This window comes from Pseudomonas juntendi (assembly GCF_009932375.1).
GTDB classification, from domain to species: domain Bacteria; phylum Pseudomonadota; class Gammaproteobacteria; order Pseudomonadales; family Pseudomonadaceae; genus Aquipseudomonas; species Aquipseudomonas juntendi.
Genome location: NZ_BLJG01000002.1, coordinates 1 through 24,787, shown reverse-complemented (window position 1 = coordinate 24,787; position 24,787 = coordinate 1). Strand labels below are relative to the sequence as shown.

Annotated in this window: 28 protein-coding genes; all 28 read right to left on the bottom strand. The window is 62.1% G+C overall.

What is annotated here, in order from left to right; all coding sequences use genetic code 11:
- Positions 1–287, bottom strand: a 287-nt coding sequence (locus tag GYA94_RS00470; RefSeq protein ID WP_161891614.1) for a hypothetical protein, incomplete at its 3' end; no start/stop codon positions are given.
- Positions 284–7,459: a TipJ family phage tail tip protein gene (locus GYA94_RS00465; protein ID WP_161891613.1), complete on the bottom strand. Its 7,176-nt coding sequence runs from the start codon at positions 7,457–7,459 to the stop codon at positions 284–286. The genes GYA94_RS00465 and GYA94_RS00470, both read right to left, overlap by 4 nt.
- 56 nt (positions 7,460–7,515) lie before the next feature.
- Positions 7,516–8,145, bottom strand: a complete 630-nt coding sequence (locus tag GYA94_RS00460; protein WP_110677006.1) for a tail assembly protein — start codon at positions 8,143–8,145, stop codon at positions 7,516–7,518.
- A 42-nt stretch (positions 8,146–8,187) separates the two neighbouring features.
- Positions 8,188–8,538 carry a PQQ-binding-like beta-propeller repeat protein gene (locus GYA94_RS00455; RefSeq protein ID WP_064314679.1) on the bottom strand — a complete coding sequence of 117 codons (351 nt, stop codon included), beginning with the start codon at positions 8,536–8,538 and terminating at the stop codon, positions 8,188–8,190.
- Positions 8,539–8,567: 29 nt separating this feature from the next.
- Complete coding sequence (locus tag GYA94_RS00450) at positions 8,568–9,323, bottom strand: C40 family peptidase (protein ID WP_161891612.1); 756 nt, start codon at positions 9,321–9,323, stop codon at positions 8,568–8,570.
- A gap of 2 nt (positions 9,324–9,325) precedes the next feature.
- Entirely contained in the window at positions 9,326–10,075 is a 750-nt protein-coding gene (locus tag GYA94_RS00445; protein WP_161891611.1) for a phage minor tail protein L, read from the bottom strand.
- On the bottom strand, positions 10,072–10,410 hold the full coding sequence (locus tag GYA94_RS00440) for a phage tail protein (RefSeq protein WP_009681815.1): 339 nt from the start codon (positions 10,408–10,410) through the stop codon (positions 10,072–10,074). The genes GYA94_RS00445 and GYA94_RS00440 overlap by 4 nt, the downstream gene beginning before the upstream one ends.
- Positions 10,410–13,718: a phage tail tape measure protein gene (locus GYA94_RS00435; RefSeq protein WP_161891610.1), complete on the bottom strand. Its 3,309-nt coding sequence runs from the start codon at positions 13,716–13,718 to the stop codon at positions 10,410–10,412. Before GYA94_RS00435 ends, GYA94_RS00440 begins: the two co-directional genes overlap by 1 nt.
- A 41-nt stretch (positions 13,719–13,759) precedes the next feature.
- Positions 13,760–13,996, bottom strand: a complete 237-nt coding sequence (locus GYA94_RS28010) for a hypothetical protein (protein ID WP_255326885.1) — start codon at positions 13,994–13,996, stop codon at positions 13,760–13,762.
- Positions 13,993–14,337: a hypothetical protein gene (locus tag GYA94_RS00430; protein ID WP_161891609.1), complete on the bottom strand. Its 345-nt coding sequence runs from the start codon at positions 14,335–14,337 to the stop codon at positions 13,993–13,995. The genes GYA94_RS28010 and GYA94_RS00430 overlap by 4 nt, the downstream gene beginning before the upstream one ends.
- Before the next feature lie 40 nt (positions 14,338–14,377).
- A complete protein-coding gene (locus GYA94_RS00425) occupies positions 14,378–14,878 on the bottom strand; it encodes a hypothetical protein (protein ID WP_070085894.1) in 501 nt (166 codons plus the stop codon).
- Positions 14,879–14,932: 54 nt separating this feature from the next.
- Complete coding sequence (locus GYA94_RS00420) at positions 14,933–15,319, bottom strand: DUF3168 domain-containing protein (protein WP_161891608.1); 387 nt, start codon at positions 15,317–15,319, stop codon at positions 14,933–14,935.
- Entirely contained in the window at positions 15,312–15,887 is a 576-nt protein-coding gene (locus GYA94_RS00415) for an HK97-gp10 family putative phage morphogenesis protein (protein ID WP_161891607.1), read from the bottom strand. Before GYA94_RS00415 ends, GYA94_RS00420 begins: the two co-directional genes overlap by 8 nt.
- Positions 15,888–15,890: 3 nt before the next feature.
- Positions 15,891–16,061 (bottom strand): DUF7210 family protein, encoded by a 171-nt coding sequence (locus tag GYA94_RS27560; protein WP_167524208.1) that lies wholly within the window; start codon positions 16,059–16,061, stop codon positions 15,891–15,893.
- A gap of 8 nt (positions 16,062–16,069) precedes the next feature.
- Positions 16,070–16,396 carry a phage head closure protein gene (locus GYA94_RS00410; RefSeq protein ID WP_161891606.1) on the bottom strand — a complete coding sequence of 109 codons (327 nt, stop codon included), beginning with the start codon at positions 16,394–16,396 and terminating at the stop codon, positions 16,070–16,072.
- On the bottom strand, positions 16,396–16,695 hold the full coding sequence (locus GYA94_RS00405) for a head-tail connector protein (protein ID WP_161891605.1): 300 nt from the start codon (positions 16,693–16,695) through the stop codon (positions 16,396–16,398). Before GYA94_RS00405 ends, GYA94_RS00410 begins: the two co-directional genes overlap by 1 nt.
- Entirely contained in the window at positions 16,696–16,914 is a 219-nt protein-coding gene (locus GYA94_RS00400) for a hypothetical protein (protein ID WP_009681828.1), read from the bottom strand.
- 50 nt (positions 16,915–16,964) lie between these two features.
- A complete protein-coding gene (locus GYA94_RS00395; protein WP_161891604.1) occupies positions 16,965–18,167 on the bottom strand; it encodes a phage major capsid protein in 1,203 nt (400 codons plus the stop codon).
- Positions 18,164–18,805, bottom strand: a complete 642-nt coding sequence (locus GYA94_RS00390; RefSeq protein WP_029885582.1) for an HK97 family phage prohead protease — start codon at positions 18,803–18,805, stop codon at positions 18,164–18,166. The genes GYA94_RS00395 and GYA94_RS00390 overlap by 4 nt, the downstream gene beginning before the upstream one ends.
- Positions 18,792–20,006 carry a phage portal protein gene (locus GYA94_RS00385; RefSeq protein WP_029885581.1) on the bottom strand — a complete coding sequence of 405 codons (1,215 nt, stop codon included), beginning with the start codon at positions 20,004–20,006 and terminating at the stop codon, positions 18,792–18,794. The genes GYA94_RS00390 and GYA94_RS00385 overlap by 14 nt, the downstream gene beginning before the upstream one ends.
- A gap of 2 nt (positions 20,007–20,008) precedes the next feature.
- Positions 20,009–21,694 (bottom strand): terminase large subunit, encoded by a 1,686-nt coding sequence (locus GYA94_RS00380; RefSeq protein WP_029885580.1) that lies wholly within the window; start codon positions 21,692–21,694, stop codon positions 20,009–20,011.
- Entirely contained in the window at positions 21,694–22,239 is a 546-nt protein-coding gene (locus tag GYA94_RS00375; RefSeq protein ID WP_029885579.1) for a terminase small subunit, read from the bottom strand. Before GYA94_RS00375 ends, GYA94_RS00380 begins: the two co-directional genes overlap by 1 nt.
- 155 nt (positions 22,240–22,394) lie before the next feature.
- Entirely contained in the window at positions 22,395–23,030 is a 636-nt protein-coding gene (locus GYA94_RS00370; RefSeq protein WP_029885578.1) for an HNH endonuclease family protein, read from the bottom strand.
- 8 nt (positions 23,031–23,038) lie between these two features.
- Entirely contained in the window at positions 23,039–23,377 is a 339-nt protein-coding gene (locus GYA94_RS00365; RefSeq protein WP_029885577.1) for an HNH endonuclease, read from the bottom strand.
- Positions 23,377–23,595 carry a hypothetical protein gene (locus GYA94_RS00360; protein ID WP_029885576.1) on the bottom strand — a complete coding sequence of 73 codons (219 nt, stop codon included), beginning with the start codon at positions 23,593–23,595 and terminating at the stop codon, positions 23,377–23,379. The genes GYA94_RS00365 and GYA94_RS00360 overlap by 1 nt, the downstream gene beginning before the upstream one ends.
- Positions 23,595–23,876, bottom strand: a complete 282-nt coding sequence (locus GYA94_RS00355) for a phage holin family protein (protein ID WP_161891603.1) — start codon at positions 23,874–23,876, stop codon at positions 23,595–23,597. The genes GYA94_RS00360 and GYA94_RS00355 overlap by 1 nt, the downstream gene beginning before the upstream one ends.
- A complete protein-coding gene (locus GYA94_RS00350; RefSeq protein ID WP_161891602.1) occupies positions 23,877–24,251 on the bottom strand; it encodes a putative holin in 375 nt (124 codons plus the stop codon).
- 249 nt (positions 24,252–24,500) lie between these two features.
- A partial coding sequence (locus GYA94_RS00345; RefSeq protein WP_161891601.1) for an acyloxyacyl hydrolase occupies positions 24,501–24,787 on the bottom strand: 287 nt, incomplete at its 5' end.

The window sequence follows — 24,787 nt, the reverse complement described above, 5'->3', positions numbered from 1 at the left end:
ATGTCACTGCCGTCAGCGGCGTAGGTTTCGCTCTCGATGTTGACGGCGGCACCTTCGTGCACCCCCTTCAACCAGAGCCCTTGGAGAACCGCCCCCATCTGGGGGCGCTCCTTGAGCATTTGCCCCATCACGAAGTGATCGGCCGGCCTTGCCGGTGTGGCCACCTGGATGAAAGGCCGGTCGGTGTTGAGTCTGATGATCTGCTTCCCGTACTCGGGCGGGCAGCTGACGGCAAATACGATCCGGCCGTCAGGCTCATAGGCTGCGAAGTGTCCAGTGTTGCTCATCGTTTGGTTCCCATCGCAAAGAGGTTATGATTTTTCACGCCGACCCCCGTGTTCTCCCCCCACCACTTCACAGTGACGACGAAAAAACCCGGGCCAACGCCGATTGATCCCATCAGGTTAGGGAAACCATCCGCCCAGTCGCCGCCACCTTCCGCGATCACCAAGCCGTTGATATCCATCTGGAATTGGTACTTACGGATACCACTGCCAAACCCTTGGTAGCAGCTGTACTGGGCCGTGATGAAACCGCCCTCGTCCATCTGAACGCCGACAGCGACCAGGTTTTGCCATTGGCCTACCCCCGCACCCAGCACATTTCCGGGGCTGCTTGCCGATACCGGCACAGTGACAGCGTTCCCACGAATGCGCAGCGTGTCGATTTCCGCCACACCGATCTTCGCGGACGTAATTGCACCATTGGCGATCTTGGCGTTGATGATGCTGCCATCACGAATGAAGGCATCATTCATGAACACCTGGCCGCCTTGAATCGCAAACGGGCTGACGTAACCATTGCCGGCGGCGTTGATTACCGCGAACTGGTCCGCCAAGACGGCCACGACCGACTGCAGCACACCATTCTGGTTCTGAATGCCTACTCCAATCCCACCGAGCGCATAAACTCCGCTTTGCGTAACTGCAACCTTGATCGAGAACTGAGCGTTGACCCGATTATTCAATCCGGTCTGCGCGGTACTGATCTGCTGTACCGAAGCATTGGTGGCCCCCAAAGACGATTGGGTGCTCTGGATTTGCTGACTGAGTGCTCCATCAGCATCGCTTCGGGCCTTGGCTTCGTTCTGAATCGCGGCGTTGGCATCTCCGACAGAGGACAGCAGTCCATTTATCCTCTGTGTTTCAGCCGCCAGCTTGTCTCCCTGCTGGGAAACGTTGACGCTGAGTGAGTCAAACGCCCTCCCCGAAGCAGCCACCGACCGGCGACCGGCTGCGATGTAGGCAATGTCCACCTCGCCATTGGCATCACCTGAGTTGTACATGTCCAGGCGGATGGCCCAGATCTTCTTCCCGTTCCAGCCTGCGTGGCCGGAAAGGTCGAATTCGATGTCCTGCCAGTCCCCATTAGAGGTGCTGATAGGCCAGTTGAACCTCCGAGCGTCGGCAAGCCCCCCATCCTCGTTGGCCCAGTACATAGCCGCACTGGTCCGGCCGGTGTTGCGCCGGCGCAGCCTGATCCTCACAAGAGGGTTCGCGGCTCCGTCTATGACCGGGAAGGTGTTGGTTGCCTGAATGGTCGTGTACTTGGCGACAGTTGCGTACTGAGGGCCTGCGGTCAGGGTTGCTCCAGACGTATTGGCTATCCATCCCTCGACCGAGTTAACGAACTCCCAAGTCTGCCCAGCCACGAATGGCAGAGCGGTGCCTATCTTCGCTTCTAGGTTGGTGATGCTCGTGGATTGCGCAGTCAGTCCGCTTTCAGTAGCAGCGACGCGGCCAGCCACGCTGTTCAGCGCTGCGGTCGACGCCTTGCTGGCCAGGCCAGTGGAACCGTTGTTAACGCTGTTCTCCAGACTGGTCGTTCTGGCGGACACAGAGTTGATGTCTTTACCCTGCTGGCTCACGCTTGAAGTCAGGCCGTCGACGGCCGTAGATACGGCGCCGATGGCATTGCTGTCTACCTGCCGACTGTCCCGCCATCCGCTAGCCCTTGCCCCGACCTCAAGCTGCGGCCTGGCAAATTCTACATAGCCTGCTGTCACAGCCCCTGTGGCGCTGTAGATGCGGTAATACAAGATGCACCCTGCCGCATTGGACGGAGATACAGCGGTGTACTGTACGCGCTGTGCGCTCGGGCTGATCTGCACAAGCGGCGAAGCAGGTGCACTGATGACCACCCCTGCCGCATCCACCCACTGCATAAAGATCCTGAGCGACAGACCACTGGTGCCTCTGACGAAAATAGACGTGGTCAGCGTTTGGCTCGGACCTACATTGGGCCGGCGGGGGGTACCTGTCACGTTCGGGCGCAGCGATCGGTAACCCGACGAGGTGGTGAACCCTCCAGTGGCAACCATGCGCAAGGCTTTCTCACCGGAGTTTATCCAAGAGGTTACCAAGGTATCCGTTGTTGACACCGGGCCTTCGGTTTCCCAGCCATCGACGCCCCCAGCGGAACCTCCGGCCTTGGTGAAAGCCGGGTTGTAGAGCAGGTTCTCGCCGCCGATATCGCCAATGCTGTTATCCAACTGAGTTAGCTGGTTAGAGGCGCTGCTCAGGCCTGATTCTGTTAGGCCTACCCGCCCAGCAAGGGCAGACGTGGCAGCGGCATTGGCGGTGATATCAGCCGCGTTGAGCCGGCCATTGTCCCGCCAGCCAGTCATCGCGTTTCCAAGTTCGAGCTGCAGTCGATCCCATTCACACCACCCCGTTGTGCTGGCTCCGTTTAACGGCCCCCGAATGCGATAGATGATTCGTACCGACGCGGCACCCGCAGGCGCAGGTGCCGAGGTACGGCTGAATCTCTGCCAAGCCTCGGGCGCAATGGAAGCGTTCTGCGAGCTAGCCCCATCCGTGCTGATGTTTGCTCCACTGGCATCACGCCACTGGAAGAACAGCTGCGCGATCAGCCCACTGGTTGCCCGGAAATGTCCGGATAGCGTCAGAACCTGGCCCTCTGAGACACCTGGCCACTTGGGTGTGTCCTGCACCAGGTCGACATAGCTCCCAGCGTTCGGGATGGTCAGGCCAAGACGCAGCGCCATTCCTGACGGATCAAGCGTGGACGGCACAAAGTTCGACGTGAGCGTCGAGCCGGAATTGCCCAGCGTCCATCCATCGGGCAACCAAGCCGTGGTCGGACTGACTACGTCCAGAGACGGGTTGTACAGCAGATTCTCCCCGCCTGCCTGAGCCAGCGACGTATTGATGCCTGTGATGGCCTCGCCGGCGGCAGTGATCGCCGCCCCCTGCTGCTCCACCTTGTTGCCCAATGTCTGAACTGTCGAGGCATCGGCCTTGGTTTCCACCTTGCTCAGAGCACTGGCAGCCGCCGCCGCCGCATCGCTGGCCACCTTGTCAGTGACGGCCATCCATGCGGTGCCTGACCAGCGCTTCGGCGTGTTGGCGTTCCCAGTGGTGTCGATCCAAAGGTTCTGAGCCAGGCGCTTGTCAGCAGCAGGTGCGGCAGACCCGTAAATAACCTCCCCTTTAGCGCCCGCCGCTGTAGCAGCCGCCTGGGCGGCCTGCTGGGCAGCGGTGACGTTCGTGTTGGTGGCCGTCAGTCCGCCCTGCAGGCTGAAAATCGACTGGCCTTGGGTGGCGAGCTTTCCTTCGGCTTCAGTCACGGCGTTGCTCAGGCTGGATACAGCCTCCGCCGACGCGGACGCAGAACGTCTGCCCACAGCGATGTAAGCGACATCAACCTCACCACTCGTATCCGCAGCGTTCATCATGTCCAAGCGGATGGCATACATGCTCTTGCCGGCCCACCCGTCCTGGCCGGACAGGTCCAATTCGATGTTTTGCCAGTCAGTGGTGGTAACGCTGATCGTCCAATCCAGGCGGCGAGCCTCCGCCAAGCCGCCGTCTTCGTTGGCCCAGTACATCCGTGCCGCAGTACGCGTTGTGTTGCGACGACGCAGTCGGATGCGCAGGTAGGGGTTCTCCGCACCTGGCAGCACAGGTGTGAAGCTGCACTGGAGGCTTTTAGACTTGGCCATGGTGGCGAACAGCGGACCGGCGATGAACGCAGAACCGGAAGCTGTAGCCACCCACCCACGGGTAGAGCCAGTGAACTCCCAGGCACGGCCAGCCACGAATGGCTGGGCCGCTCCCACGCTGTTTTTGAGCTGGGTGATATCATTGCTCTGGCTGGTTAGAACACCTTCGGCGCTGTCCACCCGGTTACCAATCGACTGCACAGCCGAGGCGTCAGCCTTCTTGCTCACACTATCGGTCAGCGAAGTCAGGGCCTGACTCTGCGACGAAAGCTGTTGATCCTGCGCTTTGTCCTTGTCTTCGGTAGCCGCCACCCGGGTGGTGACCTGCTGCAGCGCCTGCGAGCTGGCCTTGCCGTCGATGCTGGTCTGCATGCCGTCCAGGCGGGTGGCTTGGGATGAAAGTTTGCCCTCGGCATCCGACACGCGCAGGCCCAGGCTACTCACTGCGGATGCATCGGCTTTCTTGGCCACGTTGTCATTGGTCGTGGAGAGACCCGCTTGCAGCCCGCTGATCTGCGATGCCTGGGCAGTGACCTTGCCATCCAGCGTCGATACGTCGGTTTCGACCTTCGACACGCGCGCCGCCATGCCGTTGGCCGTAACTACAGCTTGGCCAATATCAGTCCAGTAGGTGGTGTTCGGCGGCGGCGTGTTCAGCGGCACGGCTTTCAGGGCCTGGTACAACTTACCATCGCTGCCCAAGGCGCTTTGCCCGACGCTGTAGGCCTTGTCTTTCCGGTACGGCAACGAGCCGGCCAAGGCCGAGACGTTGGCGATCTGCTGCTGCAGGTCGGCCTTGGCAGCCGACACATCAACGCTCACAGCGGTGATCTGCTGCTGCAAGTTGCCCTTGGTGGTGTTGAGGGCGTTGTTCACCTCACTGATTTGCTGGGCCAGTTCGGTCTTGGCCGTCCCTATCCGATCGTTCACCGACCCAGGGCCATTCTTGTCTATCAGGTCGATGCGGCTGGTGAGCTCCTGGCCCAGTTCACTTTCGGTGATCTGATCCTTGATCTGCTCGAGGATCGCGCCAGCATCAGCGCTGGCCATTCCGGCAACCACTGCCGGGGCCACCGGGAAGAACGGGCCGAGGTTGCCGGTGCGATCCACCAGGCGAGCCCAGAAGAAGAAACGCTGCCCGGCGCGCAGGCCCTGCATGACGTGCTCATTCTGCGGATAGGCCAGGTCGGCCAGCTTGGTGGCCAAGCCCAGATCGGTACCTTCGCTGTACCACAGCTCCGTTCGCTGGGTGTCCTCGGAGCCCGCTGGAAAGCCCCACTTGATGCCGATGCCAAACAGCAGACTTTCGGTATCCAGGAACGTAACGGCCGGCGGCAGGCCTTCCTTGCCATTCAGCTGAGTCAGATTCGAGCTTTTCCAGATCGAGGTGATGTCGAAGCTACTGACCGCCCGTACCCGAGCCAGGTAAGCGCCAGCGTAGATTCCTACCACATCAACCGAAGCAGCGCCGGTACGTTGCAGACGAATCCAGTTGCCGTTGTCCTTGCGCCATTCAACATCGTAAGCAACGGCACCCTCCACTGCCGGCCAAGCGATGGTCATGGTGCTGACCGCGATGCCTTGATCAATCATGTGGGTAGACGACAGCGTCACGCTCACCGGCGGCTGCACGGTGGTCACCGGGATGACGCTGATCGGGCGCTCGTCCAGCTTGGCACCGGTATCGATCGCTGCAAACTTGCTCGGATTGAACTCGAGCGCGGTGATCTCGTACTCGCCCTCCTGGGTGCGCGTCGTTTTCAGCACGCGGAACAACTGCACCGCCAGGTCGTCGTAGTCGATTGCCCACTGCAGCTCAGGTTCAGGCTGGACCCCGTAATCGGTGGTCACCGTGACCGCGCGCCCAGCTACCGATTGCACGGTGCGCGCCTGAGCAGTCCCATTCGGCAGGTTCAAGATCAGGCGATCACCGGCCTTGATCGGCGTGTCACGGTCCAAGGTCACAACGCGGCCGGCAGCCACCGAAATCCGGCCACCGTTTGGACGTCCCGCAACGAGCTCGTCTGCGATGGGAATGACGTAGCCAGGCAATGGAATGCGTCCTTCCATGCCGGTCTTGAAGGTGACGGTGCGGTCCTGGCTGTTGCTCAACAGCGCCCACTTACCGCGGCGTTGGGCCTCGGAGGCCCGGGTGCAGCCAATCGCCGACAGCTCGATTGGGCGATCGCGGTACCGGCGCTGGAGCGACAGATCGGTCACCGGAATGACGTCGGTGTCGTAATTGTTGGCCGGGTTGTCGTAGCTGACCAAGGCGCGGCTGTAGTGCGTGTTGCGCTCGGCGCCCCCGTAGACGAAGTCACCGTCGATTACGTTGGCTCGGGTGAACACGTAGTCAATGTCCTGGGCTCGCGGCATATCCGCCTGCATGAACAGCGAACCGTGGGCCCAGTACACCATGCCCCGGTAGATAGCCGCCAAGTCACGCAGCAGCGTCCAGGCCTCGGAGCGGCCCTGCAGGTTCATGTCGCACAGATAGCGCGGCTCTTGACCACCCACGCCATCCGGCACCAACTGGTCGCAGTACTGGGCAATGCGATACATCTCCCACTTGTCGACCATCCACGACTTGATGCGCTTACCCAGACCGAACCGATCTTCGACACACAGCCCGTAGGTCACGAACGCAGGGTTGTTGGTCCAGGCCTGCTTGAAGGTGCCGTCCCATACGCCAGTGTAGGTACGGGCTACCGGGTCGTAGTTGGTCGGTACCGGCCAACGCTTGGCCTTGCACCTCACGGTGACAGCCGGGATGTTCTGGAACTGCTGGGCGTCAAACTCGATGTACAGCAGCGCGGTGTTCGGGTAGCGCAGCTTCTGGTCGATGATCTCGGTGTAGCCAGCGATGGTCATCGTGTCGGCGATTGTGCCGCTGTTGGCGTTTGGGGTAATCCGGCGCACACGCAGCATCCAGCCAGAGGTCGCCGGCGGCAGGTTGACGCGCACCGAGCGCTGGTAGCCGTTGGTTGTTTTGCCGTCCACAGCCCCCCGGTTTGCTTCGACGTATGCGCCCCCATCAGTGGCTACGTCAATGGCGTACTCAATGCGGTAACCGTTGGTGTTGCCGCTGCTATCTTGCTGCACAAGGCGCGGCCAAGACATGCGCACCCGTACCGCAGAAAGCTGGGTGTTGCTCAGCGCGCGGGTGAACGGGTTGTCGCTGCGCAGTTCGACGTTGACGGTGGTCTCGTTCTCGATCGAAGGGATACCCTGGATGTAATCCTGCTCGACGGAGCCAGAGCGCCACTCCCACTTCACACCGGGAAAGTTCACGTTGCCGCTGGCATCCATGATCGGCGTATTGTCGAGGTAGATGTCTCGGTCGGTAGGCGTACCGTCAAACTCGCCCTCGCCCACGGCCAGCAGGATCTTGGCGATGTTCGTGGACTGCAGGCTGTCTGGTGCCTCAACAGGAGTCTTCGGCTTGCTCTCGCCGCCCTTGTGGCCAGTGATTACCAGGTGATCTGTCGGGCCCATACTTTCCTCCGGGCAATAAAAAACCGCCCGGAGGCGGCCTGTAAGCTGAATCGGCCCTAGGCCTTGTCTTGCGCCTCAATCGAGGCTGAGATAATCGCTCCGCCCCAGCGTCGATCGCCGATGCAGATAGGAACGGGGTTGCCGCTGGCTGTGGTGTTCCTCGCACTGCCAAATGCATAGGACGGCTTGTTTTCAGCCGCAGCGCTCAGTGACAGGCCTTGGGCTTGGGGACTGAGGAGCTGAATCACGCCGCCGATGGCCATCGACGCGCCCACTGCAGCTGCAACTCCCCAACCACCAGCGCCAGCAGCGAAGGCCGCACCTAGCCCGCCAGTCGCGAATGTTGCTGCGGCAATGAGGGCTATCCCAACAACGGTTTGCAGTAAGCCGCCGCGCTTGCTCCCGCCGATCACAGGAACAATACGCAGCTCTCGGACACCACCGCGGTCAAACGAATCCGCCCCGACATTCAGTCGATTCCGGAATACCGCGAACCGCAGGCCCAGGCCATCAAGGCGGCGGATTTCGTCTTCGAATCCAACCAGGGTGGCCTTCAACGCCTGGAATGCCTCCCATATATCGCCAGTATCCAGCTGCCGGCGATGGGTACGACCAAACTTCTGAGCCAAGGAGCCTGACAACTTAATGGTTGTCATGGCGGTGTAGTGGATTGCTGAATCAGACATGCATGCCTCCGGAAAATAAAAAACCGCCCGAAGGCGGTTTGATCAAAGGCAGCTCTCAACCGCCTCAATTCGTCGTTTTTTCCTCCAGTCCATCAAGCCAGTTTGGAAGTAGAGACGCACCTGCGTTTTGCCATTCGCAGCATCAAAGTCCGCGAACTCGACCTCTCCTGCGCTGATGACTGTGTTCCCTCCACCAGCCAATGGCTGCAATGCCGCAGCGTAATGAGCCCCCATCAAAGACTGGTTCTGCCAGGCAAACAAGACACACTCTGCGACTTTGTCTACGGGTTTCGAACTGTTGGCGGTAAAGGCCGGCCCAGCAGCCCGTTTCTCATTCATCGAAGCGCATCCGCCCAAGAGCACGAAGCTCAGTATCGTGACCATTACGCGCATGGCATCACTCCTTGAAAAGACGGAATGTATCACCTGGCGCCGCGGTGACGCAGCACCAGCCGCGCTCGATCGAGCCATGGCCCGCCGAAGACAACGATTTCTGATGGTCGCCCCAGCAGGTGGTGCAGCATGAACGGGCCAGGTCCGAAGACCTCCGCCGATTCCTCCGGCAGCCGAGCGTCAGCGCCGAGGTAAATGCCGGCGTGGTTCGGGTGAGCCGTGCGGCCCACGGCCATGACAATCATGTCGCCGCGCTGCGGCTGGCTGACCTGGTAGAAGCCAGCAGACTCGAAGGCCTGCTCATACAGGCTTGGACCGTCCGGCTTCTCCCACCACCCCTCCTCCCGCGCGTAGGCCGGAAATTCCAGACCCCACTCTCGCTTGTACCAGTCAGCACAGACCTGCCAGCAGTCCCAAGCACCGTGCACGAACGGCCGCCCGAGCAGAGGTGTGTGACCGGTGGGCGTGACAGTGCGCAGGTCACCCTCCGGCCACGACAGGATGTACCAGGGCAGCCCGGTGGCCTCGCACATTGCCAGGTCACGGGGGGACGGCCTGCTGGTGGCGTCGGGGTGCGAGTGCACGATGCCGATCACCTCGCCTTGGTCTTCAGCTGCCGAGTACTGCTCTGGCGAAATGCGGAACTCTTCGCCAGGATCGGCGGAAGTGTTCTCGCACGGTACGTAGCGCTGCGAGCGACCAACGGTAACGATCAGCCCGCAACACTCCCTTGGGTATTCCGCCGCAGCGTGCGCTTGCACGGCTGCCAGGATGTGTTTACGCATGGTCAGCTCCGAGCGATGAGAGAAACAGCCGGGAAGCCGCCAAAGGGCAGCTGGTTGCCTTGGCCGAAGCGAACGGTACAGCCTGAGTCGAGGCAGCCGTTGCAATGGTCCTTGGCCGGGTCATCCGTGGGGTTGCCATCCAGGTCGTAGTAAGGGCCGGTATATCCGCAGTTCGGACCACGGTATCCGGCAGTCATTGCCCAGTGGCATAGCTGGGTCATCTGCCGGCCAATCGTCTCACCGCCAACGTCACCGGGACTGGCCAACTCCCACGCGACCATAGTGCCGTTCTCTGACACTTTCTGGTCGATATACCAGACCTCGATCGCCTCTTCGGCTGGGTCAGCTTCAGCGTTGCCGCCGGGGTAGTTGGCAGCGTCCAGGTACCGAGCCATGGTGTGACGCATGGTCAGCTTGAACTCGAGCAGGTTGTCGAAGGCCAGGCACAGGGCGGTAATCCGCCCGTTGACGTTGCCAACCGTCAGCGTGGGTCGCACCGCCGTTCCATCCGAGTTCGCCTCGATGCCGTCAATCTGCATCGGCCAGGCGCCGTACTCGTTGCCCTGCCACCAGATCGACTTGGCCGGCAGCTGGTCCGCATTCGCGCCAGCGGCTGCGAGCTCCTCGGGAGTGTGCGGTATGGCGTGCCCATGGAATCGCAGCGTGTCCGCTCCGAAATCGGAGCCGTCCAGCTCGAACAACAGTATTTCTGCGCCGGGTTCCAGCTTCTGCAGCTGAGTGATCAAGCTCATGGGTGATAGGCCCTTTCGAAGGTGGTTGTCAGGCTTGTGATACCGCCAGGCTTGCGCTGCTGACGGAACTTCTCGCAGCGGTACATGCCCAGATCCCCCTCGGCATTGGTCCATAGGAATGCCTTGGCTCCCTTATGCCGACGAATGAAGGCGAGGATTGGGGCGATTTCCTCGCCCAGCCCGCCAAAGGTCAGATCCCAGCTGTCGATTTCGGCATTGAGCCCGTCGCTAGAGACCTGGGCATAGTTGTCGCCGAACTGGGACTTCCTTGTCCTGAGCGTGCTGTCGCCACTGGCTTCCTCATCGGGAGCCCAGGTGAATGTCTCAATCGCCATCAGCGCCTCCCGTTGCTGTTGCGGTAGCTAACGCCGCCGGCACGCCATGAAGCGGCAATCGCGCGATCAGCGACGCCCTGCATCTGCCGCTCCATGTTTTGCTGAAAAGCAGCGGTATCTAACTCCATCCCTTCAGAGCTTCGATCCTCCAGCGCTATTGCAACCGGTACAGAGACCTGCACAATTGTCGAACCTCCACCACTGCCCCCCACCATCTGCACGCCCAACGAGCCGTCAGCGCCGCGGGCAAGCGGCATGATCGCTTCGGGACCCGCCTCGCCCGCCACGCCAACGCCCCCTCCAGCAAGGCCGAAAGGGGTCGGCGCGTTGAGGATGCTGTTTGTGAAGGCCCCTCCTTTGGCGAAGAACTGCACACCGCCATCCCAGGCGCCACCCTTGGCCTGCCGGATGCCGGCCCAGCTGCTGAGATAATCAGCACCATAGCCCGCTTGAGAGGCGCCCAGGTTCGAAGACACAGCACCGGCTGAGCCAGCAGTCATGCCGTTGCCACCACCTCCGCCAAAAAGACTGCCGGCGGCAGATATGCCCATGCCGACCAAGCCACTCAACAGTGAACTGGCGGCCTGCTGGCTGGCGATCCTGGCCATGTCGTTGATGACACTCGACGCGAAGTCCTTGAAGTTGGCCTTGCCAGTGATGGCGAATTCGGCCAGGGCATCGCGGGCCGTGTTGAAACCGGTGGTGAGCATGTCATCGGTAGCGCCGGCCACGTTCGCCGCGTCCGCCTGAATGTTCGCCCAGGCTCGCTTGGCGCCGTTGCGGTAGTCTCGCTGGGCCAGTAAGCGAGCGTCGAAACCGTCGACTTCCATCTGCAGCTCGCGCGCCTGGTAGTCGGCCAGGTCCGCCAGCCGCTGTTGATAGGCGTCCTGGCTGAGCCGGCGCGACACATCCTCCTGCTGCTCCTCCAGCTGGCGGCGGGCTTCGGCATACTTCTGCCGCACCGCGTTCAGCCGGTCGGCCTGTTCGCGCTGATCGTCGCCCATGCCTACGCCGGCTACGTCCGCATTGATTGCGTCCTGCCGGGTCTGCAGCACCACCTCCATGGCCTTGCGGTAGGCTTCGGCGCTGTTGCGCCGGATCTCCGCCAGCTTCCTCTCTTCTTCGGCCCGTTTCTTCAACTCCGGATCAGCATAGGCCGCGTTCAGGTTCTTGATGCCGAGCTCCATCTCGGCGGCGGTGATCTTGCCGGCGACCTGGGCCTTGCGCAGCCCCTGCACGCCCTCGACCAGGTCCTCCAGGCGCTTCTTCTCCGGCAGCGCACGGTCGATGATCGCGTCGAGCGCCTTGACCTCGTCGTTCAGCGCCTTGGTGCGGCCCTTGCTGCCTTCAGTCGCATCCTTGTTGGCCTTCTTCTGCGACTCGATCGCGCTGGCCGCCGAAAGGATCGCCTGTCGGTCGGTCTCGGTGAGATCGGCGTTTTCGGCGATGTAGCGGTTGGCGATCTTGATTGCGTCGCCATTGTCCTGCAGGCCGGCCAGCTGCTTCTGCAGCGTTTCCAGATACGTCTGGCCCGCCGAACTCATGCCGACCTTGGCGGCATTGTTCGCCTGGGTGGCCGAGGTGTTCGCATCGGTGACACCGGTGAGCACTCGCAGGGTTTCCGCGATCAGGCTCGATCGCTGGTCGGCGTCGCTGACGGCACCCGCCTGGGTGATCCACTGCTGCACCGTGCTGGCCGGCAGTTGCAGCCGTGTCGCTACCTCCTGCAGCACAGGCGATAAACCCTGTCCCGAGGCACGCGCCTCATTGAGGCGATCGATCAGGCCTTGGTATTCGGCCAACTGCCGGTTGTACTGGCCGCCAGAGTCGCGCGCCGGGGCCGTGACCACAGCCGATCGGATCGACTGGGACAGGTCGCCATAGGCGTCCTTCACCTTGTCAGCGGCATTGACCTGTTCTTGCTGCCACTTCACCAGCGAGGCTTCACGCTGGTCCTTGTTGAGCTTGGCGAACTCTTCTCGCAGCTGAGCAACCGGCTTGTGCAGGTCGTCCAGGCTGACGCCCGCCTGGTCGGCGTTGTCGCTGAGTAACAGGAAGCTGGCCGCTGCGGTACCGGCGAGCAAAGCCAGCCCCATCGGGCCGCCCAGTGCCGACAGCAAACCGCCGGTGGCGGCGCGTGTCAGGTTGGCCTGGGCGATGGTCAGCGCTTCGGTGGATGCCGTGAGCGCCGCCTGTTTTGGCAAGAGCTGAGTCTGAACCAGATTGAGCCGCTGCAGGCCTGTCGCGGCAGCTACCGAGGCCTCCGCCTGCTGCACCTGCGCCTGGGCATAGATGCGCTGTGCTTCAGCGCCTCGCAGTGCTGCCTGTGCGTTCTGGACCTCCGCGATGCGCTGGGCCAGGGCGGCCTTCAGCGCCATGCCAGCCTTGGCTACATAGAGGGTAAGAGCCGCAGCGCCCGCGCCACCCATGGCGACCGCCACCAGGTCAACGTTGTCGGCCAGGGCGATCAGCACGCTAGACAGGCCTGCAACTGCTCCGGTCTGCTCCTCCATGCCGCCCAGGAAGTTCTGAATGGCGTTACTGATGTTTACCATCGCGTCCTGCACGCTGGTGGACATGTCAGCCGCAGCCTTGCGGTTGACCTCCACGGTGCGCAGCAGGCCGGTGTTGATATCATCGAGCGACAGTTTGCCTTGCACGCCGAGCTTACGGATCTCTTCAGCGCTCTTGCCGGTGGCAGTGGCGATCGCAGTGACGATGGTTGGCATTGCGTCCTGAATGGACACCCAGCCATCAGCCTCAACCTTGCCGGTCTGCAGCGCCTTGGAGTAGGCGTCCAGCGCAGAGCCGGCCTTGTCAGCGGCCGCCGCGTTGGTCACCAGCAGGAAGCTGAAGCTGTCGGTGATGTCGAGCGTTTGCTGGGTATTGAAGCCCAGGCTGCGCATGACATCGGCAGTGCGAATATATAGCTCTTGGGCCTCGGCCATGGGCCGATAGGTTTCCTGGGCCGTGCGAAGCAGGTGCTCCTGCACCATCTGGTACTCGCCAGCACTGCCCGCGGCGGCCTTCATGCGGTCCGACATCTGCCCGTAGGCGTCGACCTGCTTGATGATGCCGCCAATCAGCCCGGCGCCAGCAACAGCAGCGAAGGCGCCACGCATCAGCGCACCAGCGCTCTCAGCCGCTGCACCCGCCCTGTCAAAAGCCGAATCGACGGTGGCCAGATTGCGGTCGATCGCCTGCGTGCTGCGCGCCACCACCTGGTCAGCGCTGGCCAGCTCGCGGCGTAGCTGAGCCGTAGTCGCCTCGATCTGAACCAGCATGCCCTGGACTTGTTGATCGGCCATGCAATTCTCCAAGCATAAAAAAGCCGCCCGGAGGCGGCAAACTACTCTGGCTGACGGCCTCGGAAGAAGGCCTTCAGCTTGTCGGCCACGCTGGCGGGCCTACCCGGCACCGCAGGCTGACCAGATGGCTGGACCTGGCCGCGACCTGTCCAGTCGAGACGTGCGTCAAGCGCCAGCATGATTTGGGGGATAGGAGTACGCCAGGCGGTGTCAGGCGGCCAGCCAAGCCAGCCGGTGGCTACGCCGAACAGGTAGTCAACGTAGCTGCCGTTTTTCACTGCGCTGTGCTGGCCGCCTCGTCCTTTCCCTTGGCAACCACACTCGGCGGTACGGGGTTGAGCAGAACGGTGATGAACTCGGTCAGCTGACCAGACACCTTGGCCACACCGGTGTGGAACACCTCACTGGCGATAACCGGATGCTGGTCGGGTTTCAGGTTGGCGCCAGCAATCACGATGTCAGCACAGGCGGCGATGCTCATCAGTCGCATCGATTCCAGCGCTCCGCGCAGACCACCGAACCGGTGTTCAATACGCAAAGCCGCATCCAGCGTCGGCTTCAGGGTGTAACTACGGGCACCAATCACCAGGGTGACGGTGCCGTGCATGGCTTCGCTCATTGGATTTCTCGCAGGGGTGGGACGGGGCCAGCCCCGTAGATCATGGGGTGGCCGGTCCGGCTGGAATTTCGATGATGTCGGTATTGATCGCCAGCGTGACGTTACGGCGCACCACGTTGTCGGCCTGGCCGGCTGCCACGGTGTTATTCATTACCTTCACGCCGTAATAGAACGTGGTCGGCAGGATCGCAGGGGTTGCGTCAGGGTCTCCGTCATTCAGGGTGACCTTGACGTTGTAGTTACCCTTGGAGCGGTCTTTATGCGCGACAGCTACAGCCTTCTGACCGGCGTCTCCGCTGTCAAAGCCCACCACCATAGTCATGTTGCCAGCATCGGCAGTGCCTTTGTACTTGCGCACACGGCCATCATTCAGAGAGGTGAAGTTCACCGGGTTGAAGGTGTCGCCGAACTCGCCGAGGTCTTCGATCTCGCCCACCTGGACATAGGTATCGGCCTCATACTCGGTTACGGTATCAGCGCCGGTCTTACCACCAATGGAGAGGCGGCAGCCAGCGGCTGTGTTGAGGTTGTCTTCGGCCATGGGGGTTCCTCCAAAGGCACATTGGATAAAGCCGCAGCGCGGCCGGTGGTTGAATCAGTGGGTGGTGATCACGCGAACCGTGATCGAGCCCTGGTAGGTAACGCCGTCAGCATCCCGCTGGGCGTCCGACTGGATAACGCGTACCGATACAGCGCGGCCTACCTCCAGGGGCAGCGGGCGCTCGGCCAGGGCGGCGATCACCTCGCCGTTGATGCGCTTTACTTCGGCCTGGCCGACAGCATCAGACCAGACGGATAGGTACAGCAGGCGCTGCTCGCGCGTGCGACCGGAGATCGGGCTTTCGTTGACCGAGACCTCGCGGTCAATCGACACGTAGGGCATATCGGCGTTCAGCGGTGCGCCGTCGTAGATCGGGCAGCTGACTTCGGCCTTGAGCCTGGCAAAGATGGCCTCCTGCAGGGCCAGTGATGGATCAGCCATTACCTACCCCCTGGCTTGCCTTGCGCAGGGTTCGGCGAACTGCCTCCTCAAGGTCGGCCATGACGTACTCGCGGTTTACGTCCAGGGATGGGCGAAGCCACGGGTGGGCCGGCCTGGCGGGTATGTCCGGGTACTTGCCGAAGAAGTGCTGTCCGTCGGACTTGTTCTTCGTGTCGCGCTGCCGGATCGAATTGCGCCGCCCTTTCAGCTGCGACTTGTCGCGATTGTTGGTGTGAACGCCGCCGACCGCATCCCGGTCAGCTCGCTGGTAGATGCTGCCGGTGTAGCCCTTGGTGCCGTACTCGAGGAACCTCAGGTAGAAGAAGCGGCGATTGTCCCGTTTGCCCCTGATGCCGACCTGTGCATCCAGCCCGCTGGGTGCGACGTAGACTCGCAGGGCCGCCGAGGCAGCGCCGGTGTCCTTCGGGATCAGCTGCTGCTGGGTAGCCAGCACGCGCGCGGCCGCCTTGGCCATGGCCGGCTGCAGTTCATTGTCCATCGTCTTGTGGATGTTGCGCAGCGTCCGCCGGAGGCGGATGTCGCCGCGCATCTTCGAGCGGCGCGCCATGGCCTACTCCTTGGCCTGATCGGCCTTCGCTGGCTTGACGGCCTTGTCGGCCACGGCCTCAGCGTAGCCACGAGCAATCAGGCCTTCGCCCTGCTCCTTGGTCACCTCGAACTCTTCGCCCTTCTCGCGCTCACCAGATGCGCCCGTCAGCGGGCCCAGCGCACGAATTTTCATGGTTCACCTCATGGGTTGGGGACGCTGGAGCACAGCAGCCGCAGCATGTCCCGTTCGTTGTTGAGCAATGCGGCCTCGACCTTGTAGGTGATGCCGGTGCGCTTTTCGGTGACCCGCCAGCCGGCGGCGATATCCTTTCGCGGCCGGATGCGGATCTCGGCGGTGACAGTCGCCTGCAGCTGCTCCGCCACGGGCATGACCCGTCCGGTGGGCATCGTGACCTCGGCCCACACCTCAGCTGTCGCCGGCCAGGTCTCCTTGAAGCCGCCGGTGCTGTTCTGCTCACGCACGACCTGGGCCAGAATGCAGCGGTGCCTCATTGGTCCGGCTTTCATCAGAAGCGCTTCCTGTACCAGAGCAACCTTTCGACGGCGAGCGGCATGGCCGTAGCAATAGTGCCGACGGCCACAGCCTCCCGGTTGGCGTACCAGTGGCCGACCAGCAGCAGCACGGCCTGCTCGACATCGCCGGTCAACCCCATTTCCTCGGGCTCAACCGGGTCTGTCTCTACCAGCTTGCGGTCGCAGTGCTGCTCAACATGAGCCTTAGCCGCCGCGACATAGCCGCCGATTAAGGCATCTTCCTCGTCGCCGTCGACCCGCAGGTGCATTTTCACGGTGGCCAGGTCGATCATTTACTTGGTCTCTTTCGGGGCCGCGGGTTTGGCTTCCTTGGGCTTGATTACCTTCGGCTTGCCGTTGGCATCCAGCTCAACGGCCAGGCCTTTGCCCAGCAGCGTGTGGGCATACTCGTCATCGGCCTTCTCGAATTCCTGGCCACGCTTGACCTTGGCCGAGTCGGCGCCCAGCAATTCAGCGTTGCCGACGAAACCCCACAGAGCTTTGATGTGCATACTGCCTCCTGAAACAAAGAGGCCGGCGATGTGCAGGCCTTGAAGGATGGTTAAGCGGCGACCGGGAAGTTGCCCTTGACCAGGGCTTCCTTGCGGCGCACGCCCAGACCCAGACGCTCCTCGACCAGCAGCGCGACCTCGTTGCGGATGAACTGGTCGTTGATCAGGCCCATCTTGAACTCGTAGGCCATGCGGTCGAACAGCGTGGTCGAACGGGCGAAGTTGGCCACCAGGAACTCGCCGCCCGCGTCGCCATCACCCTCGTCCATGCTGTCCGAGGTGATCACCGGACGCCCCCACAGGATCGGCGTGACCAGGCCCTGCAGGTTGGCGAACAGGTAGCGGTTCTCGCCGTCTTTCTGCAACTCGATGTTCATCCAGTCCAGCTCGGTCATCACCACGCCGTCGGCCGACATCAGCGACTGCTTGCGCACTTGGTAAATCGCACGACGCACCAGGTCGATGGCCGTGTCGCTCGCCTTGCTCAAGGCGGTGTTGTAGCTGGTGGCCTGGGTCATCAAGCCATTCAGATTCTCGCCGGTACCGTCACCCTTGAGGATCTGCGCCTCCTCCTCGAGCTTGAGGTCGTAGCGCAGCAGCTGCTGCAGGTAAGCGAACATCTGCGGCACGTCGGACAGCACCTCGTCGGTGGCCGGCATCCACACCGCGATTTTCTTTACCCGGTCGGTTTCGGTGGTGAAGGTGACGTTGCTGGTCGGCTTCAAACCGCCTTCGGCCACGGGCTTCGCGCCGCGGGTGTGCAGGTTCTCGCGGAAGTAGGTGTAGCTCTGGCCGCTGACCGGGATGGCTGTCAGCAGGTCGCGGATGCGCAGTTCCTGCCGCAGGCCCGGCTGAATGACCGGGTCATAGTTCGGCGCCACGATACCGGCGCTGGTGACCTTCATTTCCTTCATGCTGGCCAGGTCGGACTTGGTGACTTCGATCTTGGCCTGGCTGGAGCCCTTCTGCTGCAAGCTCTTGTAGCTGTCGTCGCCCTTCACCAGGTCGATGAAGCTCTTGCCCTCGCCTGGCTGGCCACGCAGCTTTACGCCCTTCTGCTCCAGGTCCACGACCTGGTCGATGACCTTCTGCAACTCGCCCTTCTGGTCTTCGATCTGCTTCTTCAGGTCGCCGGTAACCTTGTTGCCCTTCTCGACCTCCTCCATGGCCGCGTCGTACTTCTTCTGCAGGCCCTCGAAGCCGCTCTTCAGTTGCAGCTCGATGGTATCTTTCAGCTCTTTCACTTCGCTCATTGCGATGCTCCAAAATGGTGGGTGAACAGGGTGGAAATTTCTTTCAGCTCATCCACGATCGCCGTGGCCTCGCTTCCGCCATCACGGCGCAGCGCGGTGTAGCCGAGCGAAGCGACTGCCGCCGCTTCCTTCTGCGAGAGGCCCATGCGTTCGCGCAGCGCCTTCTCGAAGAGCCTGATGTCCGACTTGACGCTGAGCACCTGCGCCTCGGGGTTCATGCCGAACGGGACGAAGGAGGCCTCCCACAGTTCGGCCTCCTTGATGAGGCGTACACGCCGGCCGGCGCGCTCCTCGAAATCTGCCTTGATGGTGTTGAAGCCGATCGACATGCTGTCGAGGATGTCGGCCTTCATCAGCTCATAGGCATCGCGGGCATAGCTCACATTGAGATTGACCTGGCCCTTGAGCAGCAGCCCATGGTCGTCCTGGGCGTAATCGGCGGCGCCGACCAGGCGGGTCAGGTCGTGGTACAGGGCCAGCTTGAGCTTGCCTGCACGGGTCGCTTTCACACGGGTGAAGGCCCCAGGCAGGATCACGTCGTCGCCCAGATCCACGTTGTTGAACACGGCGGCGTAGGCTTCGAAGTTGCCCGCGTCGTCAACCGACTTGAGTTCGATTGGAACCTCAAGAGTCGCCATTTTTCTGAACCTCCCACCGGGTGACCCGGTTGTATTCGTCGCCTTCCAAGAGAGGCAGATTTTCCTTGGCGCGGGCTTCGTTGATGGTCATCCAGCCAGAGCCGCCTGAACCGCCGAGCGCTGCCCCCAGGTACGTGGCACGGCCTGCGCTATCAGCGCGCAGCAGCCCCTCGACCACGAACTCGACGAAGCGTGTGGTGCTGCCAAACAGCTTGCTGTTCAGCTCGTCTTCAATGGTGTCGATGTAGGGCTTGAGGCCGAAGGTGATGAACCCGATGAGCTGCTGCTCAAGGTTCGAGCCCATGATCGAGGTCTTGCCCGCACGGTTGGCCAGCCACAGCGGAACGCCGTAGATACCCGCCAGGGCTTCTTCCTGGAACTGCTGGGACTCGATGAACTGTGCGTCTTTCTGGCTGATCCCTGCCGGCACGATCTTCGGGCCGCCCTGCAGAATGGCCATCTTGCCGATGTCATCGGTGTCGGCCTTGCGTACGTCGGGGAATCGCTTGAGCACCTGCGCCTGCTGCTGGTCGGTCAGGAAGCCGTCGTAGATGACATAGCCGCCGGTGAAGCCGCCCTTCCTCATGAACCGCGCCGACCACTGCTGGCCGGCCTTGGCCAGGCCCATGGTTTCGGCCTGGTACTCCAAGGGCGAGAGGCCGACCACACCGTCAAGGCTGAACAGCTTGAAGTGCAGCATGTACTCCGGCGAGACGGGGAACGGGTCTCCTTCCGAAGGCGTCACGGTGTACAGCAGATCCTCCTCGGTATCGATCTGCACTGTCCGGCCATCGAGCGGAACCAGGCCGATGATGTCGCCCTTGCCGTTGCGCTCGATCAGGGCAAAGGCATTGCCGCGAAGGGCCATGTTCACGACCACGAACTTGAGGAAGTTCAGCATCGTCATGTACGGGTTGGGCTTGCGAAGCAGCTTGAGCATCCGGTCGCTGCCGCTGATCAACTCCCGCCCGCCACCCTTGTCGTCGTAGAGCTTGAGCGGCAGACCGCTCAGCGACTCGGAAAGGATCTTGACGCAGGACCAGACCATGCTGATCGAGAGCGCGTTCTTTGTCGTGATCCGAACGCCAGCCTTGGTCCGTTTGCCACCCACCTCGAGGTCGGCTTCCACGTAGTCCCCAGTAACGGGGTCGGTGTAACCGAAAAAGCCCCAGGTCGAGGGTTTGTACCATTTGAATCTCATGGTCAGCCTATGAGGTCGAAGAAGCCGTTGTTGAGGTAGTTGTCCATGCCGCCCTTCGCCTCAGGGTTGAGCGCCATCAGCGTCACAGCGTTGAACAGCGCCATCAGCGGGTCGATCTTTGCCGAGCCGCTGGCCTGCTTGGTGATCAGGATCGAGTTGCCCCGTGGCTCGACGCGGGCGTTGCCGCAGCACCAGGCCATGAGCGGCTGGCCACCGTGCAGCAGCGTCCCCTCGGCCAGCTTGCGCTCGGCAGTCTTGATCGCCCCGCCCAGGCGCCAGCCCTGTGAAACACCGTCGATCTTGTCGCGCGGTATGCCGACCGCCTCGAGTGCATCGAGAATGGCGCCGACGCCCGCCGGGTCTAGACCGACTTTGTCCAGCAGGCCGGCCTGCTCCACTCGCGCCACAAGCTGGGCCACGTCCTCGATGTCGTCACCGATACGCTGCACCAGGGTCAGGTGCCCGTCCTTGGCGAAGTCGCGGATCCGCGGCGCCTCGGACTTGCGCCGCTCCAGAACGGAGGGGTGAGCCCAGGCGTGGGTCCACGTCAGCCAGCGGCGCGTGCCAGTCTCCCGGCCGATGGCAGCCAGGCCCAGCAGGTCGTCAAGACCGCCGCCGTCGACGCCGATGTCGATCACCTCGCAGCGCTCGAGCAGATCGTCCAACGTACGGCAGAGCTCGGACGCTTGCTGCTCCCAGAAGTCCGCCCCGGCCCACCTGTCCGATAGCAGGGCCAGGCCGATCTCGACGTTGAGGTGCTTGGCCAGGAAGCCCCGGAACGACTCCTCTCCGTCGAGTTGAGCCTGCGCATAGCCGCGCTCGATGAACGGCTCGTCTACCGAAAGCCCCAGGTTCGGGTTGGTGATGTAGGCGTTGGAGAAATCCCGGTGGGCACCGGCATCGAGCATCGCCTTGGGGAACTCGTACAGCACGGGCAGAAACGACTTGTCGATGATCTCCCCATCCCGAACCTTCCGGGCGTACATCAGCTTCTGGCGGAACACGCCGGCCGGCGGCGCATCGGACTGGGTGGTGGCCCAGATGATGAATCCCTCTGGCCGAGAGGCCAGGCCACCAGTGGCCTCGCGTAGCATGGCCTCGGCGTTGGCCCGCTTGCCGAACACCCACAGCTCGTCAACGAACACGCCGATGGCTTTCTTGCCCGACACCGTCTCGCTGTCCGCCGCAACCACCTTGAGGGTGGCGTTAGTCTGACGGTGCGTCACGGTGCGCAGGTGATCCTGCACCTTGAGCAAGGCCTTGAGCTCTTCGTCAGCACCCACCATGTCCCGGATCGGGAGGTAGGAGTTATCCGCGATCTCCTTGGTCGGCGCCAAGATGATGAACTCACCCGACGCCCGCCAGTTAAGGATCAGTGCGGTGAGCATGATGCCGGCGGCGATGGTCGACTTGCCGTTCTTCTTGCTGATCAGCAGCATGAACTCGCTGACCAGGCGCCGGCCTGAATCCGGGTCATAGGCGCCGAAGATCGCAGCCACGAACTGGTTGACCCAGTCGCGCACGGTTTCGCACATCAACGGGCTGCCGGTGGCGTCCACCATGCGCAGCGCGCCGAACACGTCCAGGGCTTCCTCAGCCTCGGTCGGGAACAGCGGCTCGAACGGAATCAGGCTCCGGCGGGCAACTATGCGCTGCTCCCAGTCTGGGCAGGCGGTTGACCACTCCATCATTTCACCGACTGCAGCGGGCCGCGGCGGGTGCCGAACTTGCCGGTAGCTGCCTTATCGGCGTTGGCCTGGGCCTGATCCTTCTTGCCGCTCTCGCCTTTGCGCGGGTGAACGAAAGGCATCAGGGCCTTGGCGGCATCTACGCGAAGCTTCGCTTCCGTGCCCATGTCGTTCATCACCGAGAGGAGGAAGTCCTTCGGGTCACGGTGGAGCAGCGCCTGGGCCAGGTCGAAGCCGGCACGCTCCGGCTCTGCTTGCTCCTCGGATTCCGGTGCCCCTTCCGGGCCCGGCTCAGCCTCTTTGGCAGCCTTGGCGGCGGGCCTGGCTTTAACATCCGGTTTAACATCGCCTTTAACATCTGGAGGCATCAGCCCCAGGGCACGCAGCTTCATCAGTTCGGCAGCGACGTCCTTGTCCTTGACCAGCCGAGAGCCCGCCGCAGACGCTGTCTTCTCGGAATAGCCGGCCGCCACGGCAGCGTCTCGATTGGACGCACCTTCCCTCAGCGCAGCGATGAAAGCGCGCTTGCGGGATGTTAAAGCCATTTAACAAAAATCCTGTGGGGGAAAAAAATCTGTACGTGGGGTCGGTGGCGGTCTAGCTAAGCGAGAATCCCTATCATTTGACCACCCCCTACCCCGAAGCACGTCATTGGCGTGCCTCGAAGGCCGTTTTCGAGGATTCGCGCGAGCTAGGCGCCTCAGCCACCCAGGCCGGCTGCCTCTTCGGCCTGCTTGACCCTACGACTGGGTGGACCAGATCTACCCTTCCTGGGCGAGAACACATCCTCATGCCGCCAACCGGCTTTGAGTCGATATTCAATGGCGGCGCGCGAGATGCTGAGGTGCCTGCTCCATTCACTGAGACACATCGTCTTGCCGTGCGCCGTGTAGCGGCGGTCAGACTTGAGCTGGTGTGTCCTTGTCATCTTGGGGAGGCCGCGCTTCTGGTTGCAGCGAGCGCAGCTCGCCACCAGATTATCTGGCCGGTTGTCATCGGTTCGGTCGTTGAGGTGATCGACATGCATGTCATCCCAAGTCACCTGGGCTGAGCACCAGTGACATGCAAATGGGCCATCACCATGATGAGCGTGATACACGATGCGGTGTTCATAGACGCGGTTGCTTTGCCGGCGCAGCGGATGATCTGGCGAGTGCGCCAGCTTGTAACCGTAGGCGTTGGTCAGCAGCCCCGACTTGACCCTGCTCACCTGATCGGTCGTGCCTGTCCGGCGTTGTCGCGTGTAGTGCTTCTCGCACATCCTCGCCCCTTTACGGTTGGCCACAGCGAGGCAGCCAGGTACACAGCACAAGGCTGCCTGGGTTGCTTTGGGCATACAGGCCTCTATCGAAGGAGGGTTTGGTTCTCTTCTTTCTGCTTGACCGAAGAGTGGCAGTGGGTGCACAGGGACACCCACAGGCTCTGGTCCCAGAAGATCTGCTGATCACCACGGTGAGGCACGCTATGGTCCACCACCGTGGCCGCGTTGGTGCGACCTTGCCGAGCGCAGTACACGCAGAGAGGGTTATCGAGCAAGTAGCGTTCTCGCGCCTTCTGCCACTTGTAGCCGTAACCACGCTGAGAGCTGGTCATGCCGCTACGCCAGCTGCCTGGAGCGACCACCTTGACCCGTGAGCCAGCGCTCTCCTTGATGCGGGAGCCAAGCGTCTTGAGCCTGGCCATCACTCACCATCCAGGCGAACGTATTCGCCGTCACAGTTGAACTCGACAACCAGGCGCGTGACCTGCCCAGCCTCCTGAATGAGGTGGACCTTGGTCTGTCCTGCCAGCACCTCGCCACTGAAAGCGTCGTGAAGGCACACATGCATGCCCTCGCGCTTCACGATCAACGGGCGCGACGACAACAGATACTTGAGGCGGGATTGCTCGGCGCTCTTCATCAATCAACCCTCACGATCTTGGCGACATTCCCCTTGGCCCGGCACACCAGGATGGCAGCCAGCAGGTAGAACGCGGTGTTGAACCAGGACGCGTCGGCGAAGTCGTCATGCAGTACCATGCGGCCGATCAGGCTCACGCACTGCATGCCCGTGATAGCGCACGCGGCCCAGGCCATCAGCGAGATACCCAGCTTGTAGCGGGCATCGGGGTACGGCCGGTAGCGCAGCCCAATCATCACGAAGATGACGGCGCACAACACGGCCTGGATTACGGCAGCCATTCAACCCTCCTTCCTGGCTCGGAGGCGGAAGAACCAAGCCCACCACCTTGGCGGCTGGCCGGTCTGCATCCACTCCAGCAAGCCGGAGAACGTGACCACACACAGGACGCCGCAAGTGAACGCAGCAAAGCCCGCCGTCTGCGTCCAGGCTCGCCCCATCAGCTCAGCAGCACCGAGGTAGCCACCGATCCAGCCAGCAAGCAGGTAGCCAATGCGGCGAAGCATGCCGATGTCTCTGGCATACACGACGTAGAAGAAAGCCCCGCCGAACGCGCCCACCAGGGTGGCCAGGTCCAGCTGAGGAAAGAAAGCGCCCAGGCCAACGCTGGCAAGTACGCCGGTCACTGCAAGGGCGCCGGTGCTTGGCTCGGCCATAGGTGATGCTCCAGATACGAAAAAGCCCCAGCGAATGCCGAGGCTTGGAATAAGTTGCGGAGGGCCGGTGCTTACCCGGCTTGGTGGTCTGGCTCGCTGGGTCACGTACCCCAGACTCTCATCGCGTAGCCGATCAGGGAGCGCACGGCTTTGATCGACGCCACTACCGACTTAGCCCAGCTGCCTGAGCGTGTCATCCGCATAAAAAAGCCCACACAGGGCGGGCAAGGGGAGCAACGCAGAAAATGGTTAAATCTGGTGACTGTAGAAGAGAGAGTACGACTCAATGCCGTCGTTCGGCTGCTTGATACCAGCGTTGGAGTAGTGAATCGCTCGGATGCCTACTTTCTGTGTCTCGCCAATCTTGAGACCCGCACCAATACGGTCTTCGAAGTTGAAAGCAGAGCCAAAATCCTGATCGCCTGCCGAAGTGCCTGAGAACACGGCCACGCCGATACCCGCCTCGATGAAGGGCTTCACATTCCCACTGCCGAACTCATAGACGAACACAGGAGCGAAGGACAGCGAGTGAGCCC

Excerpts from the sequence above, each read along its gene's own strand:
- GYA94_RS00445 (WP_161891611.1), bottom strand. The coding sequence starts at position 10,075 with ATGAGCTTGATCACTCAGCTGCAGAAGCTGGAACCCGGCGCAGAAATA.
- GYA94_RS00360 (WP_029885576.1), bottom strand. The coding sequence starts at position 23,595 with ATGAAGAGCGCCGAGCAATCCCGCCTCAAGTATCTGTTGTCGTCGCGC.
- GYA94_RS00380 (WP_029885580.1), bottom strand. The coding sequence starts at position 21,694 with ATGGAGTGGTCAACCGCCTGCCCAGACTGGGAGCAGCGCATAGTTGCC.
- GYA94_RS00350 (WP_161891602.1), bottom strand. The coding sequence starts at position 24,251 with ATGGCCGAGCCAAGCACCGGCGCCCTTGCAGTGACCGGCGTACTTGCC.
- GYA94_RS00375 (WP_029885579.1), bottom strand. The coding sequence starts at position 22,239 with ATGGCTTTAACATCCCGCAAGCGCGCTTTCATCGCTGCGCTGAGGGAA.
- GYA94_RS00425 (WP_070085894.1), bottom strand. The coding sequence starts at position 14,878 with ATGGCCGAAGACAACCTCAACACAGCCGCTGGCTGCCGCCTCTCCATT.
- GYA94_RS00410 (WP_161891606.1), bottom strand. The coding sequence starts at position 16,396 with ATGAAAGCCGGACCAATGAGGCACCGCTGCATTCTGGCCCAGGTCGTG.
- GYA94_RS00430 (WP_161891609.1), bottom strand. The coding sequence starts at position 14,337 with ATGAGCGAAGCCATGCACGGCACCGTCACCCTGGTGATTGGTGCCCGT.
- GYA94_RS00365 (WP_029885577.1), bottom strand. The coding sequence starts at position 23,377 with ATGGCCAGGCTCAAGACGCTTGGCTCCCGCATCAAGGAGAGCGCTGGC.
- GYA94_RS00370 (WP_029885578.1), bottom strand. The coding sequence starts at position 23,030 with ATGCCCAAAGCAACCCAGGCAGCCTTGTGCTGTGTACCTGGCTGCCTC.
- GYA94_RS00435 (WP_161891610.1), bottom strand. The coding sequence starts at position 13,718 with ATGGCCGATCAACAAGTCCAGGGCATGCTGGTTCAGATCGAGGCGACT.
- GYA94_RS00405 (WP_161891605.1), bottom strand. The coding sequence starts at position 16,695 with ATGATCGACCTGGCCACCGTGAAAATGCACCTGCGGGTCGACGGCGAC.
- GYA94_RS00465 (WP_161891613.1), bottom strand. The coding sequence starts at position 7,459 with ATGGGCCCGACAGATCACCTGGTAATCACTGGCCACAAGGGCGGCGAG.
- GYA94_RS00455 (WP_064314679.1), bottom strand. The coding sequence starts at position 8,538 with ATGCGCGTAATGGTCACGATACTGAGCTTCGTGCTCTTGGGCGGATGC.
- GYA94_RS00400 (WP_009681828.1), bottom strand. The coding sequence starts at position 16,914 with ATGCACATCAAAGCTCTGTGGGGTTTCGTCGGCAACGCTGAATTGCTG.
- GYA94_RS00460 (WP_110677006.1), bottom strand. The coding sequence starts at position 8,145 with ATGTCTGATTCAGCAATCCACTACACCGCCATGACAACCATTAAGTTG.
- GYA94_RS00420 (WP_161891608.1), bottom strand. The coding sequence starts at position 15,319 with ATGGCTGATCCATCACTGGCCCTGCAGGAGGCCATCTTTGCCAGGCTC.
- GYA94_RS00385 (WP_029885581.1), bottom strand. The coding sequence starts at position 20,006 with ATGAGATTCAAATGGTACAAACCCTCGACCTGGGGCTTTTTCGGTTAC.
- GYA94_RS00390 (WP_029885582.1), bottom strand. The coding sequence starts at position 18,805 with ATGGCGACTCTTGAGGTTCCAATCGAACTCAAGTCGGTTGACGACGCG.
- GYA94_RS00355 (WP_161891603.1), bottom strand. The coding sequence starts at position 23,876 with ATGGCTGCCGTAATCCAGGCCGTGTTGTGCGCCGTCATCTTCGTGATG.
- GYA94_RS00415 (WP_161891607.1), bottom strand. The coding sequence starts at position 15,887 with ATGGCGCGCCGCTCGAAGATGCGCGGCGACATCCGCCTCCGGCGGACG.
- GYA94_RS00395 (WP_161891604.1), bottom strand. The coding sequence starts at position 18,167 with ATGAGCGAAGTGAAAGAGCTGAAAGATACCATCGAGCTGCAACTGAAG.
- GYA94_RS00440 (WP_009681815.1), bottom strand. The coding sequence starts at position 10,410 with ATGGCGATTGAGACATTCACCTGGGCTCCCGATGAGGAAGCCAGTGGC.
- GYA94_RS27560 (WP_167524208.1), bottom strand. The coding sequence starts at position 16,061 with ATGAAAATTCGTGCGCTGGGCCCGCTGACGGGCGCATCTGGTGAGCGC.
- GYA94_RS00450 (WP_161891612.1), bottom strand. The coding sequence starts at position 9,323 with ATGCGTAAACACATCCTGGCAGCCGTGCAAGCGCACGCTGCGGCGGAA.